We start from the raw sequence: 15,109 nt of genomic DNA, 5'->3' as shown, positions 1-15,109 counted from the left end.
TTAACCACGAATTCGCAAATTTTAAATTCTTTGTGAATCTTCGTTTTATTTTGTGAATCTTTGTGAAACAACTTTTTTTATCGAATGCAAAAATACAATTTCAAATCGTACATTTGCTTTATGCCAGATAATTTACTTTCAAACCTAAACAATCCAACCGATTTGCGCCTGCTTGACGAAGTCCAACTTCCTCAAGTTGCCCAAGAGTTACGTGATTTTATTATCGATATTGTGGCTGCAAAAGAAGGGCATCTTGGCGCCAGTTTGGGAGTTGTAGAACTCACAATAGCTTTGCATTATGTTTTTGACACGCCGAACGATTTGTTAATTTGGGACGTAGGTCATCAAGCCTACGGACATAAAATACTGACCGGAAGAAGAGAAAATTTTCATACCAATCGTCAAATTGGCGGTATTTCCGGTTTTCCAAAAAGAAGTGAGAGTATTTACGATGCTTTTGGCGTAGGCCACTCCTCTACTTCCATTTCAGCGGCTTTAGGAATGGCAATTGCTTCTAATTTAAAAGGCGATTTCAACAAACAACACATAGCAGTAATTGGAGACGCTTCCATCGCATCAGGAATGGCTTTTGAAGGCTTAAATCACGCCGGAGTTACCGATGCTAATTTATTGGTGATTCTCAACGATAACGCCATCGGAATTGATCCAAGTGTAGGGGCTTTGAAACAATACCTTACTGCCGTAAAAGAAGGAAAAAATCCGAGGCAAAATAACATGATTAAATCCCTGAATTTTAATTATTCAGGTCCAATAGACGGTCACGATATTTTTGCTGTGATTAAAGAACTGAAACGTTTGCAAAAAATCAAAGGACCTAAATTCCTTCATATCATTACCACCAAAGGAAAAGGACTGCAACAAGCCGAAGAAAATCAGGTAAAATACCATGCACCCGGAAAATTTGATGCTGCAACAGGAGAAATCCACATTAAATCCGAAGAAAATTTACCTCCAAAATATCAGGATGTTTTTGGCTTGACCGTATTGGATTTGGCCAGAAAAAATGAAAAAATCATAGGAATTACACCGGCAATGCCATCCGGAAGTTCCTTAAAGTTTATGATGGAGGCTTTTCCTAAACGTGCTTTTGATGTAGGAATCGCCGAGCAACATGCGGTAACTTTGGCGGCCGGAATGGCTACTCAAGGTATGGTCGTTTTTTGTAATATTTACTCCACTTTTTTACAAAGAGGCTACGATCAGGTAATTCATGATGTCGCTTTACAGAATCTTCCGGTGATTTTTTGTTTAGACAGAGCCGGTTTAGTGGGAGAAGACGGCGCAACGCATCACGGTGTTTTCGATTTGGCTTATCTGCGTTGCATTCCCAACATGATTGTATATGCTCCAATGAATGAAATAGCGTTGCAAAACATTTTATACACAGCACAATTGGGATTAGATCATCCTATCGCCATTCGATATCCTAGAGGTCGTGGTGTTATTGCAGATTGGCAAACTCAACATTTGGGAAACTATCAAAAAATAGCAATTGGAAAAAGTATTTGTATTAAAGAAGGTTCAAAAGTAGCCGTTTTATCCAATGGAACTATTGGTAATAATGTCACTTTGGCAATAGCCAAAATAATCCATCCAGAAACTATTGCGCATTACGATTTTTCTTTTGTTAAACCACTAGATGAAAAGGCATTACATTCCATTTTCACTGAATTTAAAAGTATAATCACAATTGAGGATGGCGTTGTAAAAGGCGGTTTTGGGAGTGCGGTACTCGAGTTTGCCTCTGAGAATAATTATACGTCAAAAATAACGACTCTTGGCATTCCTGATGAGTTCATTGAACATGGAACTGTAGCTGAATTACAACAATATTGCAAAATTGACGTTAAAAGTCTTGAAATACTTTTTTCGAGTTATTAAAAGAATTATTTTGCAACCTCAAACACAACAGTACAAAATGAAATTATTAACCTACACATTCCTTTTACTTACCTTTACAATCTCTTTCAATTGTTTTTCTCAAGAAATAAGAATCACACCGTTATCTGATACACTTAAACCTGTAACAACACTATCAACAGCAAATAAACCGCTGAAAGTAGCATTAAAAATACAAACTAAAACACACTTCCTTCCATTATCCTATTGGAGTAAAAAAAATAGTTTAGGCTTTGACATCTCCGAAGTAGCCTTTGTCAACTGGAGTGCAGGAGGAACAAGTTCGATTTCAGGATTATTTAAAGGAAAATTTCATAGAAATTATACCGGAAGTAATTACAACTGGTCAAATGAGTTGATCGTTAAATACGGTTTAAATAAACAAGACGGTATTGATATACGAAAAACAGAAGATGCCATACAATTTAACTCCACATTTGGCTACAGAAAAAATCCTCTTTCCAACTGGTTTCATTCCGCTAAATTCAATTTTAATACGCAATTTGCCAATGGTTATGCATATCCAAATACTGAAAAAGCAATCTCAAAACCTTTTGCTCCCGCTTATATTTTTATGGGTGTAGGCGCTGAAAATATCAATAAAGAAAAGAAAAGAACACTTTACATTTCGCCATTTACATTCAAAACAACTCTGGTTTTAGACCAAAGACTGGCGAATCAAGGTGCTTTTGGTGTTGCTAAAGCCACCTACGACTTGGATGGAAATCTACTCACCGAAGGAGAAAAATCAAAAATGGAACTTGGCTTTTTAATAACTAATAAATACAAAAAAGAAGTATTCAAAAATGTCAATTTAGAAAACCGCCTGAGCTTATATTCCGATTATGTGAATCGTTTTGGAAATATAGACGTAGATTGCGACTTACAAGTAGAACTTGTGGTAAATCAATACGTTAAAGCTAATATTGGAGCACACGTTATATATGACGACGATATCAAATCAAAAAGAGAAATCGCCGGAATACAAGTAACTGAAGGTCCAAAAACACAAATAAGACAAGCTATTGGTGTTGGAATCGAATATATTTTCTAAAAATTAATTCTGCTTTCTTCCATTAATAGTTTCGAACAATTCAAGTGCATTCCCATCAGTCAGCAGCGACACATAATGACAAATATGAAGTAGTCTTCCATAAAGGTTTTCTTTTTCCAAATGGTGTTTTTCCGGTAACATTTTCATGATTAAAGAATCATAATTAGAAGCTTTGCCATCAAATTTATTATTGAAAGCAGTTATGAATTTATCCAACAAAGTTTGAATAATCTGATAACCCACAATCTCTTTCTCGATGACTTCACGGCTTTGATAGATGTTTTTAACACTTATTTTAATAATATCATCCATTTGGGCTTTGTACTTGCTTTTATCCATGATAGCAAAAGGGAATTTACCTTCCATAATTAATGCTTCATTTTCTACAAAAACTTTTACGGCATCGTTTATTAAACTTCCAATGGCCAAAGCGCGCAAATAACTTATTCGGTCTTCTTTGGTTTCTAAAGTCTTATATTTAGACGTATCAATGCTGTCTTTTACCAGTTTTATTAAATATTCCAACGCGAAATCTTCGGAAACTAATCCTAAATTAATTCCGTCTTCAAAATCAATAATGGTATAACAAATATCATCGGCAGCTTCTACTAAATACGCCAAAGGATGTCTTTCAAAACCTATATTCTCTCCTGATTTATTTGAAATCAAACCCATATCAGAAGCCACATCTTGAAAAAAGGCTTTTTCAGTTTGAAAGAAACCATATTTTTTATCGGCAATAGCTGTGGTCGGTTTTTTCGGTAAGCTTTCTTTTGGGTATTTCATGAAAGCGCCAAGAGTTGCATACGAAATTCGAAGTCCGCCTTCAATTCCGGGACGACTTGCAGTTAACACTGAAAACCCATTCGCATTTCCTTCAAAATCAATTAAATCCTGCCATTCTTTTGCTGTAAGTTGGTCTTTGTATTGTTGCCCTTTCCCAATCGAAAAATATTCTCCAATCGCTTTTTCACCGGAATGTCCAAAAGGAGGATTCCCAATATCATGAGCCAATGATGCCGCGGCAACAATAGCCCCAAAATCATTCATGTGATACCCATGAACTTCTTTCAGATGTGGATATTTTTCGATGATTTTTTTACCCACCAATCGTCCTAAAGAACGCCCAACAACCGAAACTTCTAAACTGTGTGTCAATCTGGTGTGCACAAAATCAGTTTTCGATAACGGAATCACTTGTGTTTTATCCTGCAAACTTCTAAAAGCAGACGAGAAGATTATACGGTCATAATCAACTTCAAAACCCAAACGGGTGTCGTCTTGTTCTACACGCAATCTTTTTCCTTTGTCGCCTTGTCGTCTTAGTGATAAAAGTTGTTCCCAGTTCATGATTTCTTTTTAAAATTTCTTTCCAAAGATATAAGAAATAGACACATTATCAAGTGAAATAAAGTCAGGTATGACTTTATTTATATGAAAAATCTAAAGTATTGGCTCCTATTAATACAATATCCTAAAAATAACAAATTTATAAACCTATCGAAAAAAACTTTAAATGATTAGTGCTACTTTTGTACTGAATTTAAGTTCTTAATTTATTTCTTCATCAACCGATAAGGGTTTTACTTAACTGTAGATTAATAGGGAATCGTGTGTAAATCACGAACTGTCGCGCAACTGTAAGTAACACAAAAAGTTTTTATCTGAAATAAGATCCACTGTTAGTCTATGACGAATGGGAAGGATGATAAAAATGTTACAAGTCAGGAGACCTGCCTTTTATCGAATTGACAATGCTTTCGCGATTTGAAGCAATAGTCAGGTATGGTGCGTTCTGAACACAATAAGCGTAACTATTTATGCCTTGTTGTGCGGTTCTCTTTGGTAACGTATTCCCCTTTCTACTTTTCATTTCTGCTTCGCATTTGAAATGCATCAAGAGCTTTTAACTGATTTATTCATCATTTAAAAAGCAAAAAAATGCTAACAAACAATCTTGGCTACCCGCGAATTGGTAGCAACAGAGAATTAAAAAAAGCCTGCGAATCGTACTGGGCAGGAAAAATTTCCGCAGACGAACTTTTGGCTACAGGCGCAACTATCCGCAAGCAAAACTGGCAGTTACAAGCCGAAACCGGAATCGATTTAATCCCTTCAAACGATTTTTCGTTTTACGATCAAGTACTGGATTTATCACTTACTTTAGGAGTTATTCCAAAACGTTATCAAGAATTAGCCAAAACAAACTCCGCTATCGATTTGTATTTTGCCATGGCTAGAGGTTCACAAAAAGAAGGACAAGATGTAGTTGCGATGGAAATGACAAAATGGTTTGACACCAATTACCATTACATCGTACCGGAATTTACCAAAGACCAAGAATTCAAATTATTCTCCGAAAAAATAATCGACGAGTTCAAAGAAGCCAATGCTTTAGGAATCGCTACAAAGCCTGTACTTATAGGACCTGTTTCTTATTTGCTTCTTGGAAAAGAAAAGGAAGCAGGTTTCCATAGAATTGACCTTATCGAAAAATTGCTTCCGGTATATTTTGAAATTCTTCAAAAACTGGAAAATGAAAATGTAGAATGGATTCAATTTGACGAACCATTTCTGGCTTTGAATCTAACGGATAAAGAAAGAAACGCTATCACCTATGTATATAACGAAATCAACAAACGTTTCCCTAAAATCAAACTAATTCTTGCTAATTATTTTGATTGCTTTGGCGAAAATCTGAGCACCGTTCTTGCACTACCGGTTCATACGTTGCATTTAGATTTGGTTCGTTGTCAATCCCAATTGGATGATATTCTGGAATCAGGACAATTATCAAGCAATGTGAGTCTTTCGCTAGGTGTTGTTGATGGAAGGAATATTTGGAAAAATGACTTCAAAAATTCCTTGGCTATTATCAAAAAAGCGACTGATGCACTTGGCGAAGACAGAATATTAATTGCGCCATCGTGCTCGCTTATTCACTCGCCGTGTGATTTGGAATTAGAAACCAATAACGCAACGCTAACTCCAGAAATCAAACAATGGCTGGCTTTTGCCAAACAAAAAACAGAAGAAGTAGTCTTGCTTAAGTATTTTGCTTCGAATGAAATAGACGTCAGTAATTCTATTCGTTTTCAAGAAAATACTGTTGCCAATGAAAACAGAAAAACATCAACTTTAATACATAATGATGCGGTAAAAAATCGTGTCGCCAGCATTACAACTGGGGATGACCAACGAGAAAATCCATTTTCAATTCGTAGAAAAAAACAAATTGACGTATTGGATCTTCCATTATTCCCGACTACAACTATTGGTTCTTTCCCGCAAACAACGGAAGTACGAAGCTGGAGAGCCAAGTTCAAAAAAGGAGAATTAAATCAACAACAATACGATGATTTAATTAAAAAGGAAACGGAAGAAACCATCCGTTTTCAAGAAGAAACCGGCATTGACGTTTTGGTTCACGGAGAATTTGAACGCAACGATATGGTGGAATACTTTGGCGAACAATTGGACGGATTTACGTTTACCAAAAATGGTTGGGTGCAAAGTTATGGCAGCCGTTGCGTGAAACCTCCCGTTATTTACGGTGATGTTTCCCGCCCAAATCCTATGACAGTAAAATGGTCCTCTTTCGCACAATCACTTACACCAAAATGGGTAAAAGGAATGTTAACCGGTCCCGTAACTATTTTGCAATGGTCATTTGTTCGTAACGATCAACCGCGCTCGGAAACCTGCACCCAAATTGCATTGGCGATTAGAGATGAAGTAGTCGATTTAGAAAATGCAGGAATTAAGATTATTCAAATTGATGAACCCGCTATTCGAGAAGGATTGCCTTTGCGAAAAGAAGACTGGACAACCTATTTGGATTGGGCGGTAAAAGCATTTCGAATTTCGGCAAGTGGTGTGAAAGATGACACCCAGATTCATACGCACATGTGCTACAGCGAATTCAACGATATCATCCAAAATATTGCCGACATGGATGCCGATGTAATCACCATAGAATGTTCGCGTTCACAAATGGAATTGCTCGATGCTTTCGCCGATTTCAATTATCCAAACGAAATAGGTCCAGGAGTCTATGACATTCACTCACCTCGTGTACCTTCAAGTACTGAAATGGTACGATTACTAGAAAAAGCTTCGGCAGTGATTCCTGTAGATCAACTTTGGGTAAATCCGGATTGTGGTTTAAAAACACGTCATTGGGATGAAACCAAAAAGGCTTTAATCGAAATGGTAGCTGCAGCTCAACAAATGAGAATTGCTGTAGAAAACATTGCAACGGTATAATTCAATTCAAAAAAACCCAGTAGATTTAAAAATTTACTGGGTTTTCTTTTTAAGGAAACTATTATTAAACTACGATTTCATCAGATGGATCAAGCAATTTCTTTTTTGCTATAAACTCATGTTTCTTCACCACATACGTAACGGATAATGTATCATGCCATCCGCGCGCAGCAATTAAAAAAGAAAAAGGCTCCAAAGGAATTAATCTCGATACTGTTCGTATAATAATGCTTTTCATATTTGGTTTTGAACCGTCATGTTTGACAACAAGTGTTTTTGTAAAATATTTAGCGAAGGTTCTGGAGAAATACATTTCAGTCAGTCCATAATAAAAAAACAGGATAATAAGTCCAAAAAAGAAGTTTTCAATTGGGCTTAATGATGTAACCCAATTCGAAGCGGCATAACTATTGGTCAAGTCTCCAATTATATTTAAAGTGGTACCAATAGTGATTTCAATAACATAAACTATCAATATATCGATAATAAAATTCAGGAAACGCTGCTCTTTGGAAGCTAATAAATCATCTGTAACAGTAAATTTTTTATTTTCCATTTTTATTATTTTTGATTATTATAAAAAAGGTTTTAAGACTAATAACTATCTCAAATATAGTGAATTATTTACAAATTTAAACTGTTAGCTCTTGGTATTTTAACCCTGATTACTTCACAACACTTTTAATTTCATGGGAGTTCAGTGAACTTCGTTTGCAGGGAAAATCCTTTTTATTTTTTCTTTAAAAATAAAAAAATTGAAACGGAAAGCGGAACATCGAAGATTCAGCGAAGCTAAATAGCTCCAAAAAAAAAGCAGTTATCATTACAATAACTGCTTAAAATTTATCCTCTTCCCGAAACTTCGGGAGAAATGACAAAGTGTTCTATTCATTACGGTTTTCGATCAAAAATCAAAAATCGTTAATCATCATTCTAAAATCTTTAAGACCCACACATTTCACATTCGTCCGGACCTGCATTTTTAGACAATTCAATCATTGCTCTGTATTCATCAGCAGTCATCTCTACTGCTTCCGTTACTACAGGAATGGCAACTGGTTGTTCTTGAATTTCAATTGGCTCCGCTTTTTTATCATTGTTCAATGTAAATTTAATCGCATCCACCGCAGCTTTTGTTCTTAAATAATACATCCCTGTTTTTAATCCTGATTGCCAAGCGTAGAAATGCATTGATGTCAATTTAGAATAATTGGCATTTTGCATAAATAAGTTCAATGATTGCGATTGATCGACAAAATAACCCCGTTGACGTGACATATCGATAATGTCTTTCATTGACATTTCCCAAACCGTTTTGTACAATTCTTTCAAGTCTTGCGGAATGTTTAGGTCTTGAACAGAACCGTTATTACGCATTAATTCTTGTTTCAAAGTTTCGTTCCACAAACCGCGTTCCACTAAATCGTGCAATAAGTGTTTGTTTACCACAATAAATTCTCCCGAAAGTACTCTTCTCGTGTAAATATTAGAAGTATATGGTTCGAATGCTTCGTTGTTACCCAAAATTTGCGAAGTCGAAGCAGTTGGCATTGGCGCTACTAACAATGAATTTCTCACCCCATATTCCATCACTTCTTTTCTTAACGAAGCCCAATCCCAACGTCCTGATAATTCCTCATCTTTCAATCCCCAAAGGTTGTATTGAAATTCTCCTTGTGAAATTGGCGAACCTTTAAAAGTGGAATAAGGACCTTCTTCTTTCGCCATTTCCATCGATGCGGTTACAGCAGCAAAGTATAAGGTTTCAAAAATTTCCTGATTCAGTTTTTTAGCTTCATCACTGGTAAAAGGCAAACGCAACATAATGAAAGCATCGGCTAATCCTTGTACTCCAAGACCGATTGGTCTGTGGCGTTTATTAGAATTTTCTCCTTCTCTTACCGGATAATAATTTCTGTCGATAACTTTATTCAAGTTTCTCGTTACACGTTTCGTCACGGTAAACAACAAGTCATGATTGAATTTTTTGTTTTCCACAAACATTGGCAATGAAAGTGACGCCAGGTTACAAACCGCGATTTCATCTTTAGAAGTATATTCCATAATCTCAGTACACAAATTCGAAGAACGAATCGTACCCAGATTTTTTTGGTTTGATTTTCTATTGGCTGCATCTTTATACAACATGTAAGGCGTTCCAGTTTCAATTTGCGATTCCAGAATTTTCTCCCACAATTCATGTGCTTTGATGGTTTTTCTACCTTTTCCGCGTTTCTCGTAATCAATGTACATCGCTTCAAACTCTTCGCCATACACATCATACAATCCCGGACATTCGTTAGGACACATCAACGTCCAATAACTGTCTTCTTGTACTCTTTTCATGAATAAATCAGAAGTCCACATCGCAAAAAATAAATCTCTTGCACGCATTTCTTCTTTTCCGGTATTCTTTTTCAAGTCCAAGAATTCAAAAATATCCGCATGCCAAGTTTCGATATAAATCGCAAAACTTCCTTTACGTTTTCCACCACCTTGATCTACATAACGCGCCGTGTCATTGAAAACACGCAACATTGGAACAATTCCGTTTGACGTTCCATTAGTCCCTCGAATATAAGAACCTGTCGCTCTCACGTTATGAATAGAAAGTCCTATTCCACCTGCTGATTGCGAGATTTTAGCCGTTTGTTTCAACGTGTCATAAATCCCGTCAATACTATCGTCTTGCATTGCCAAAAGGAAACAAGAAGACATTTGAGGTTTTGGCGTTCCAGCGTTGAAAAGCGTTGGAGTCGCATGCGTAAAGAATTTTTTCGACATTAAGTCGTAAGTTTCTATTACTGATGTCAAATCATCTAAGTGAATTCCAACCGAAACACGCATCAACATATGTTGCGGACGTTCCACGATTTTACCGTTTATTTTTAGCAAATAAGAACGTTCCAGCGTTTTAAAGCCAAAATAATCGTAGTTGAAATCTCTGTTATATATCACATGTGAATCCAAGAATTCAGCATTTTTCATAATCACTTGATGCACTTCTTCAGACAACAAAGGAGCATCTTGCCCATTTCTCGGGTTTACATAATGAAACATATCGTTCATTGTTTCCGAAAATGATTTTTTTGTATTGGAATGCAAATTCGAAATTGCAATTCTCGCTGCCAATTGTGCATAATCTGGATGCGCAATAGTCATCGAAGCCGCAGTTTCGGCTGCTAAATTATCTAATTCTGACGTAGAAACTCCATCATAAAGTCCTTCAATTACTCGCATTGCTACTTTCACAGCATCTACCAAATCATTTAAACCATAACATAGTTTTTTAATTCTATCCGTGATTTTGTCGAACATTACCGGCTCTTTGTGGCCGTCTCTTTTTACTACGTACATACTTTTGTTTGTTTTTAAAACAGAAAATCCCTTCGCTGTTTTTTGTTATTTGTAATACTTTTTTGGAGCTATTTCCGCTTCCCGATAGCTATCGGGACGTTGCAATCTTTTTATTTTTAAAAGAAAAAATAAAAAGGATTTCCTCTTCAAACGAAGTTCACTGAACACCTATAAAAATAGAAATTAAGTGAAGTAATCTGGGCTAATCTACAAAGACTCGTAACTTATTGAAACCCTTTTCTTTAATTTCTAATTTTTTATAGAAATTTCATCTAATTTTTCCAAAGCATCAAATCTACTATCGTCCGATTTCTCAACTTTATCAAAAACTTCTTTATTGTCGTCCCAATTATAATATTTGTTTTCATACTTTAAAAAAGAATTTGGAAATTGATTCCCAGATTTCTTCTCCTCAAGATATTCTTCAAAAGATAATTTCTTTTCTTTTGTTATATCACAAATTTCCAAATAACCTTTATAATCAATAAGAAAAAATCTAGTTGTTTCTGCTTGGCAATAATCATTAGGAAGATCTGATATTACATACGGTGTTAATTGTCCACATTCATCAATGCAAAAAGCTAATAATACACTTTTTGCGATTTTAATATCACAAACCGCAAAAAACTGAACCTTATATATTTGATAAAAATTATTTTCTTGATTTACATTTTCATCTTTTAGAGAAAATGACATTTCTCCATCAAAAACCAATAAAACATTAGTACTTTCAGTGACTTTTTTTAAATTTAAAATTTCAAAACTTTCCCATTCACTATTTTTTTTAGAATATTTTTCTAAATATAATTCCATGATTTATTTATGTTTTTAATTAATATTTTTTTATACAAGTTTATATAAACACTATCCATTAAAAATCAGCGTCAAAAGATATTTTTTGAGCATCACTATCGGTGTTCATCACTCCTGCTTTTTGATATTCGGCTACTTTCTTTTCAAAGAAATTTGTTTTCCCTTGAAGCGAAATCATATCCATAAAATCAAAAGGATTTGTAGTATTGTATTCTCTGTCGCAACCTAATTCAACCAACAATCTATCGGCAACAAATTCTAAATATTGCGTCATTAATACCGCATTCATCCCTATTAAACTTACCGGAAGCGATTCGGTGATGAATTCTCTTTCTATATTTAAAGCATCTACAATAATACTTCTAATTCTTTCTTTTGGCACTTTATTCACCAAGTGATGGTTGTGCAAATGCACCGCGAAATCACAGTGAACTCCTTCATCACGAGAAATCAATTCGTTAGAAAATGTCAATCCTGGCATTAATCCACGCTTTTTCAACCAATAAATAGAACAAAATGCTCCCGAAAAGAAAATCCCTTCCACCGCTGCAAAAGCGATTAATCGCTCCGCAAACGAATCGGATTCAATCCATTTCAAAGCCCAGTCCGCTTTTTTCTTAATAGCCGGAAAAACTTCCAAAGCATTGAATAAGTCATCTTTCTCCGCTTCATCTTTTACATAGGTATCAATCAATAACGAATAGGTTTCGCTGTGAATGTTTTCCATCATGATTTGAAAACCATAGAAGAATTTTGCTTCAGCATATTGCACTTCATTCACAAAATTTTCAGCCAAATTCTCATTTACAATTCCGTCAGAAGCAGCAAAAAAAGCAAGAATATGTTTTACAAAATAACGCTCCTCGTCAGAAAGCTTATTATTCCAGTCATTTAAATCTTGTGACAAATCTATTTCTTCAGCAGTCCAAAAACTAGCTTCCATCTTTTTATACCATTCCCAAATATCATGATGTTTGATAGGAAAAATTACGAAACGATTTTTATTTTCTTGTAAAATTGGTTCAACTTGCGTCATTATAATTGTTTATTTTTTTGAGATTTTAAAGAAATTTTATGCATTCTGCGGATTACAAAGATTGTGAAATATTGCGGAAATTAAAAGCCAAACTTATTCACAATCGCCCCTAGTTTTTAACAAATGGAAAAAATCAGGATACTTTTCATAAAAATCATAAAAAACTATACATCAGTATTTTAAAATTTAAAAAAAGAGATGAAGTACCGTAAAATATAGGATTTTAAAAACAGGAAACAAGAAAAATTTAATTTTTTTTGGATTTATTTTTTGAGCTCTTGGGCGACTATTTCAAGCTCTGCATACCAGTCCTCTCCAAACTTTCTAACCAAAGCCTCTTTGACAAATTTATACACCGGCACTTCAAGTTCCTGACCTAAAGAACAGGCTGGATCACAAATATCCCATTTGTCATAATTAACGGCTGCAAACTCCGTAAAATCTTTCACACGAATAGGATATAAATGACAAGAAACAGGCTTTTTCCAATCAATTATTCCTTGATTATACGCTTGCTCGATACCGCATAAAGCAGTTTTACCGTCAAAAATTACATAGGCGCAATCTTTATTGTCAATCAACGGTGTTTCAAGATCACCGTCAGTTCCTGTTGTCCAAGTTCCTTGCGCTTCGATAGCAGCAATTCCTTGTTTGCGTAAAAATGGTTTTACTTTAGGATAAATTTCTTCTAATATCTTAGTTTCCTCAACGCTCAAAGGAGCTCCCGCATCACCATCAACACAACAAGCCCCTTTACAGGCGGATAAATTGCAAACAAAATCTTTTTCGAGTATGTCTTCTGAGACGATGGTTTTTCCTAATTGAAACATTATTTTGGGGTACTGGGATTATAAAGTGCAAAGGTAGTTAAAGTAAATTGTAATTTTTTAGATAAAAACCAACTTTAACTTTTTTAAAACCAACGGAAAAATTGACTTTTAAAACCAACTAACAGACTAACAGTAAATAACATACCGGCAAAAATAACAAAAAATCAATTAAAAATCGGTCTGTAAAAAAATGAATCAGAATTGTTGTAATAAAATTTAATTTTAATCAAAAATCTATCGAAAAGTTTAACTTTGCAAACAAAAAATTATGTTTGAAATCGATTTTAGAGAAATAATTACGGTTGGAATGGTACTTTTTGCTGTAATTGACATCGTGGGAAGCATTCCTATTATTGTTGATTTAAGATCAAAACATGGACATATAGAATCCGAAAAAGCTTCAATAGTAGCCGGTACAATTATGATTGTTTTCCTTTTTGTGGGAGAAGAATTATTGAATTTAATAGGAATTGATGTGAACTCATTTGCCGTTGCCGGTTCGTTTGTATTATTCTTTCTGGCACTAGAGATGATTTTAGGCATTCGCATTTATCGTGATGAAGAAGCGAGTTCCGCATCTATAGTCCCTTTGGCGTTTCCCTTGATAGCCGGAGCCGGTACAATGACAACTTTACTCTCTTTACGTTCCCAGTTTTTTACCATAAATATTGTTATTGCAATACTATTGAATATTATTCTGGTATATATCGTTTTGAAATCATCATCTAAAATCGAAAAAATATTAGGAGAAAATGGACTTGGCGTGATCCGAAAGACTTTTGGCGTAGTACTTCTTGCAATTGCTGTTAAATTATTCGCTGCGAATGTTAAAGGTTTGTTCGTCTAAAATAAATTTTCATAAATTTACCCCCTAAGATAATTTTAAAAGACAATCTGATTTTTGGACAGACCTGTTTCTAAAACAAAAAAATCTATTTCTTTTACATCAAAAACAAAAACGTATTATGAAAATTTTTACTAACATATTGGTGTTTTTAGCATTAGCGCTAATCATATTTAATGTTACTTTGTTGGATTTTAGAAATCCATTTCAAGGAGATAGCGTAGTTGCTTTTATTGGAATTGCCGCTTCTTTTTGTGCCGTTTTGATACTTCTAATTTTTAGGATGGCTAAAAAAATAGAAGAAAAATCAAACGACCAACTATAACAATGTTTGATGTTCTCGTAGTTGGTGGTGGCGTTTCCGGAATGTCATGTGCACTCGTTTTGGGTTCTGCAAAAAACAAATCCTTTGCTGCTGACAAAAAAATAGGAATTTTTACCCATCAAAAAACATCTTCTCTTCAAGATGCGCTGTTTAATAATGCATACGGAATAGCTCCGGGGAAATTAGGCTCTGAATTATTGGAGGAAAGCACGGAACATCTTTCGAAAGCCTATCCTCATGTTACTCAAATTCCAGATGAAAAAGTACTAAAAATTGAAGGACAATTTCCTGAATTTACAGTCCTTACAAACAAGAACTCTTACCGAACTAAAATAATTGTCATAGGCATTGGATCCGCAAATACTTTTGCAATTGAAGGATTGATGCATTATGTAGAATCCCATCAAAAATCCCTTCCCGAAAAACAACGAATCCAACTAAAAAACAGCGACCACAAAGTTGCTGAAGGAATTTATGTCATAGGAACTTTAGCAGGCTGGAGAAGTCAACTGGCTATTGCTGCCGGAAGCGGTGCCGCCGTTGCAACAGATATTCTTACGGTATGGAATGACGGCGTGCAGACTCATGCACACGACAGTATCAGGTAAATAGAATTTGATTCTGAAAAATCACTGGAAAAATAGTGGTAGGTTTACAATTTCAA

Annotated in this window: 13 protein-coding genes and 1 riboswitch; of the genes, 6 read left to right on the top strand and 7 right to left on the bottom strand. The window is 35.0% G+C overall.

What is annotated here, in order from left to right:
- Window positions 1-120: 120 nt before the first annotated feature.
- Both E0I26_RS02430 and E0I26_RS02425 read left to right on the top strand, forming a co-directional pair.
- The gene (locus E0I26_RS02430) at window positions 121-1,902 is read left to right on the top strand and encodes a 1-deoxy-D-xylulose-5-phosphate synthase (protein ID WP_131914902.1); all 1,782 of its coding nucleotides are present in this window, start codon (window positions 121-123) and stop codon (window positions 1,900-1,902) included.
- Window positions 1,903-1,939: 37 nt separating this feature from the next.
- Window positions 1,940-2,974: a DUF3078 domain-containing protein gene (locus E0I26_RS02425; protein WP_131914901.1), complete on the top strand. Its 1,035-nt coding sequence runs from the start codon at window positions 1,940-1,942 to the stop codon at window positions 2,972-2,974.
- A 3-nt stretch (window positions 2,975-2,977) separates the two neighbouring features.
- Here the strand turns inward: E0I26_RS02425 and E0I26_RS02420 are convergent, their stop codons facing one another.
- On the bottom strand, window positions 2,978-4,324 hold the full coding sequence (locus E0I26_RS02420) for a deoxyguanosinetriphosphate triphosphohydrolase (RefSeq protein WP_131914900.1): 1,347 nt from the start codon (window positions 4,322-4,324) through the stop codon (window positions 2,978-2,980).
- A 211-nt stretch (window positions 4,325-4,535) separates the two neighbouring features.
- Window positions 4,536-4,729, top strand: a riboswitch (cobalamin riboswitch).
- Window positions 4,692-4,847, bottom strand: a complete 156-nt coding sequence (locus E0I26_RS16425) for a hypothetical protein (protein ID WP_165929390.1) — start codon at window positions 4,845-4,847, stop codon at window positions 4,692-4,694. (Overlaps the previous riboswitch by 38 nt.)
- Window positions 4,848-4,915: 68 nt before the next feature.
- On the opposite strand from E0I26_RS16425, the gene metE reads away from it, so the two are divergent.
- On the top strand, window positions 4,916-7,240 hold the full coding sequence (gene metE / locus E0I26_RS02415) for a 5-methyltetrahydropteroyltriglutamate--homocysteine S-methyltransferase (RefSeq protein WP_131914899.1): 2,325 nt from the start codon (window positions 4,916-4,918) through the stop codon (window positions 7,238-7,240).
- A gap of 64 nt (window positions 7,241-7,304) precedes the next feature.
- Here metE and E0I26_RS02410 read toward each other — a convergent pair whose 3' ends face one another.
- The 5 genes from E0I26_RS02410 to E0I26_RS02390 form a co-directional block, all read right to left on the bottom strand.
- Window positions 7,305-7,796 carry an RDD family protein gene (locus tag E0I26_RS02410; protein WP_131914898.1) on the bottom strand — a complete coding sequence of 164 codons (492 nt, stop codon included), beginning with the start codon at window positions 7,794-7,796 and terminating at the stop codon, window positions 7,305-7,307.
- A gap of 386 nt (window positions 7,797-8,182) precedes the next feature.
- Complete coding sequence (locus tag E0I26_RS02405; RefSeq protein ID WP_131914897.1) at window positions 8,183-10,597, bottom strand: ribonucleoside-diphosphate reductase subunit alpha; 2,415 nt, start codon at window positions 10,595-10,597, stop codon at window positions 8,183-8,185.
- Between the two features lie 249 nt (window positions 10,598-10,846).
- Window positions 10,847-11,410, bottom strand: a complete 564-nt coding sequence (locus E0I26_RS02400) for a hypothetical protein (RefSeq protein ID WP_131914896.1) — start codon at window positions 11,408-11,410, stop codon at window positions 10,847-10,849.
- 58 nt (window positions 11,411-11,468) lie between these two features.
- On the bottom strand, window positions 11,469-12,446 hold the full coding sequence (locus E0I26_RS02395; protein ID WP_131914895.1) for a ribonucleotide-diphosphate reductase subunit beta: 978 nt from the start codon (window positions 12,444-12,446) through the stop codon (window positions 11,469-11,471).
- Window positions 12,447-12,709: 263 nt separating this feature from the next.
- Window positions 12,710-13,276, bottom strand: a complete 567-nt coding sequence (locus E0I26_RS02390) for a DUF3109 family protein (protein ID WP_131914894.1) — start codon at window positions 13,274-13,276, stop codon at window positions 12,710-12,712.
- 268 nt (window positions 13,277-13,544) lie between these two features.
- Between E0I26_RS02390 and E0I26_RS02385 the strand changes: the two genes are divergently transcribed.
- The 3 genes from E0I26_RS02385 (at window position 13,545) to E0I26_RS02375 (ending at window position 15,053) form a co-directional block, all read left to right on the top strand.
- Window positions 13,545-14,123 (top strand): MarC family protein, encoded by a 579-nt coding sequence (locus E0I26_RS02385; protein WP_131914893.1) that lies wholly within the window; start codon window positions 13,545-13,547, stop codon window positions 14,121-14,123.
- Window positions 14,124-14,241: 118 nt separating this feature from the next.
- Window positions 14,242-14,445, top strand: a complete 204-nt coding sequence (locus E0I26_RS02380) for a hypothetical protein (protein ID WP_131914892.1) — start codon at window positions 14,242-14,244, stop codon at window positions 14,443-14,445.
- A 2-nt stretch (window positions 14,446-14,447) separates the two neighbouring features.
- On the top strand, window positions 14,448-15,053 hold the full coding sequence (locus tag E0I26_RS02375) for an FAD-dependent oxidoreductase (RefSeq protein WP_131914891.1): 606 nt from the start codon (window positions 14,448-14,450) through the stop codon (window positions 15,051-15,053).
- Window positions 15,054-15,109 lie beyond the last annotated feature (56 nt).

The organism is Flavobacterium rhamnosiphilum (assembly GCF_004349195.1).
GTDB lineage: Bacteria > Bacteroidota > Bacteroidia > Flavobacteriales > Flavobacteriaceae > Flavobacterium > Flavobacterium rhamnosiphilum.
This window is presented reverse-complemented; position numbering and strand designations above follow the sequence as displayed.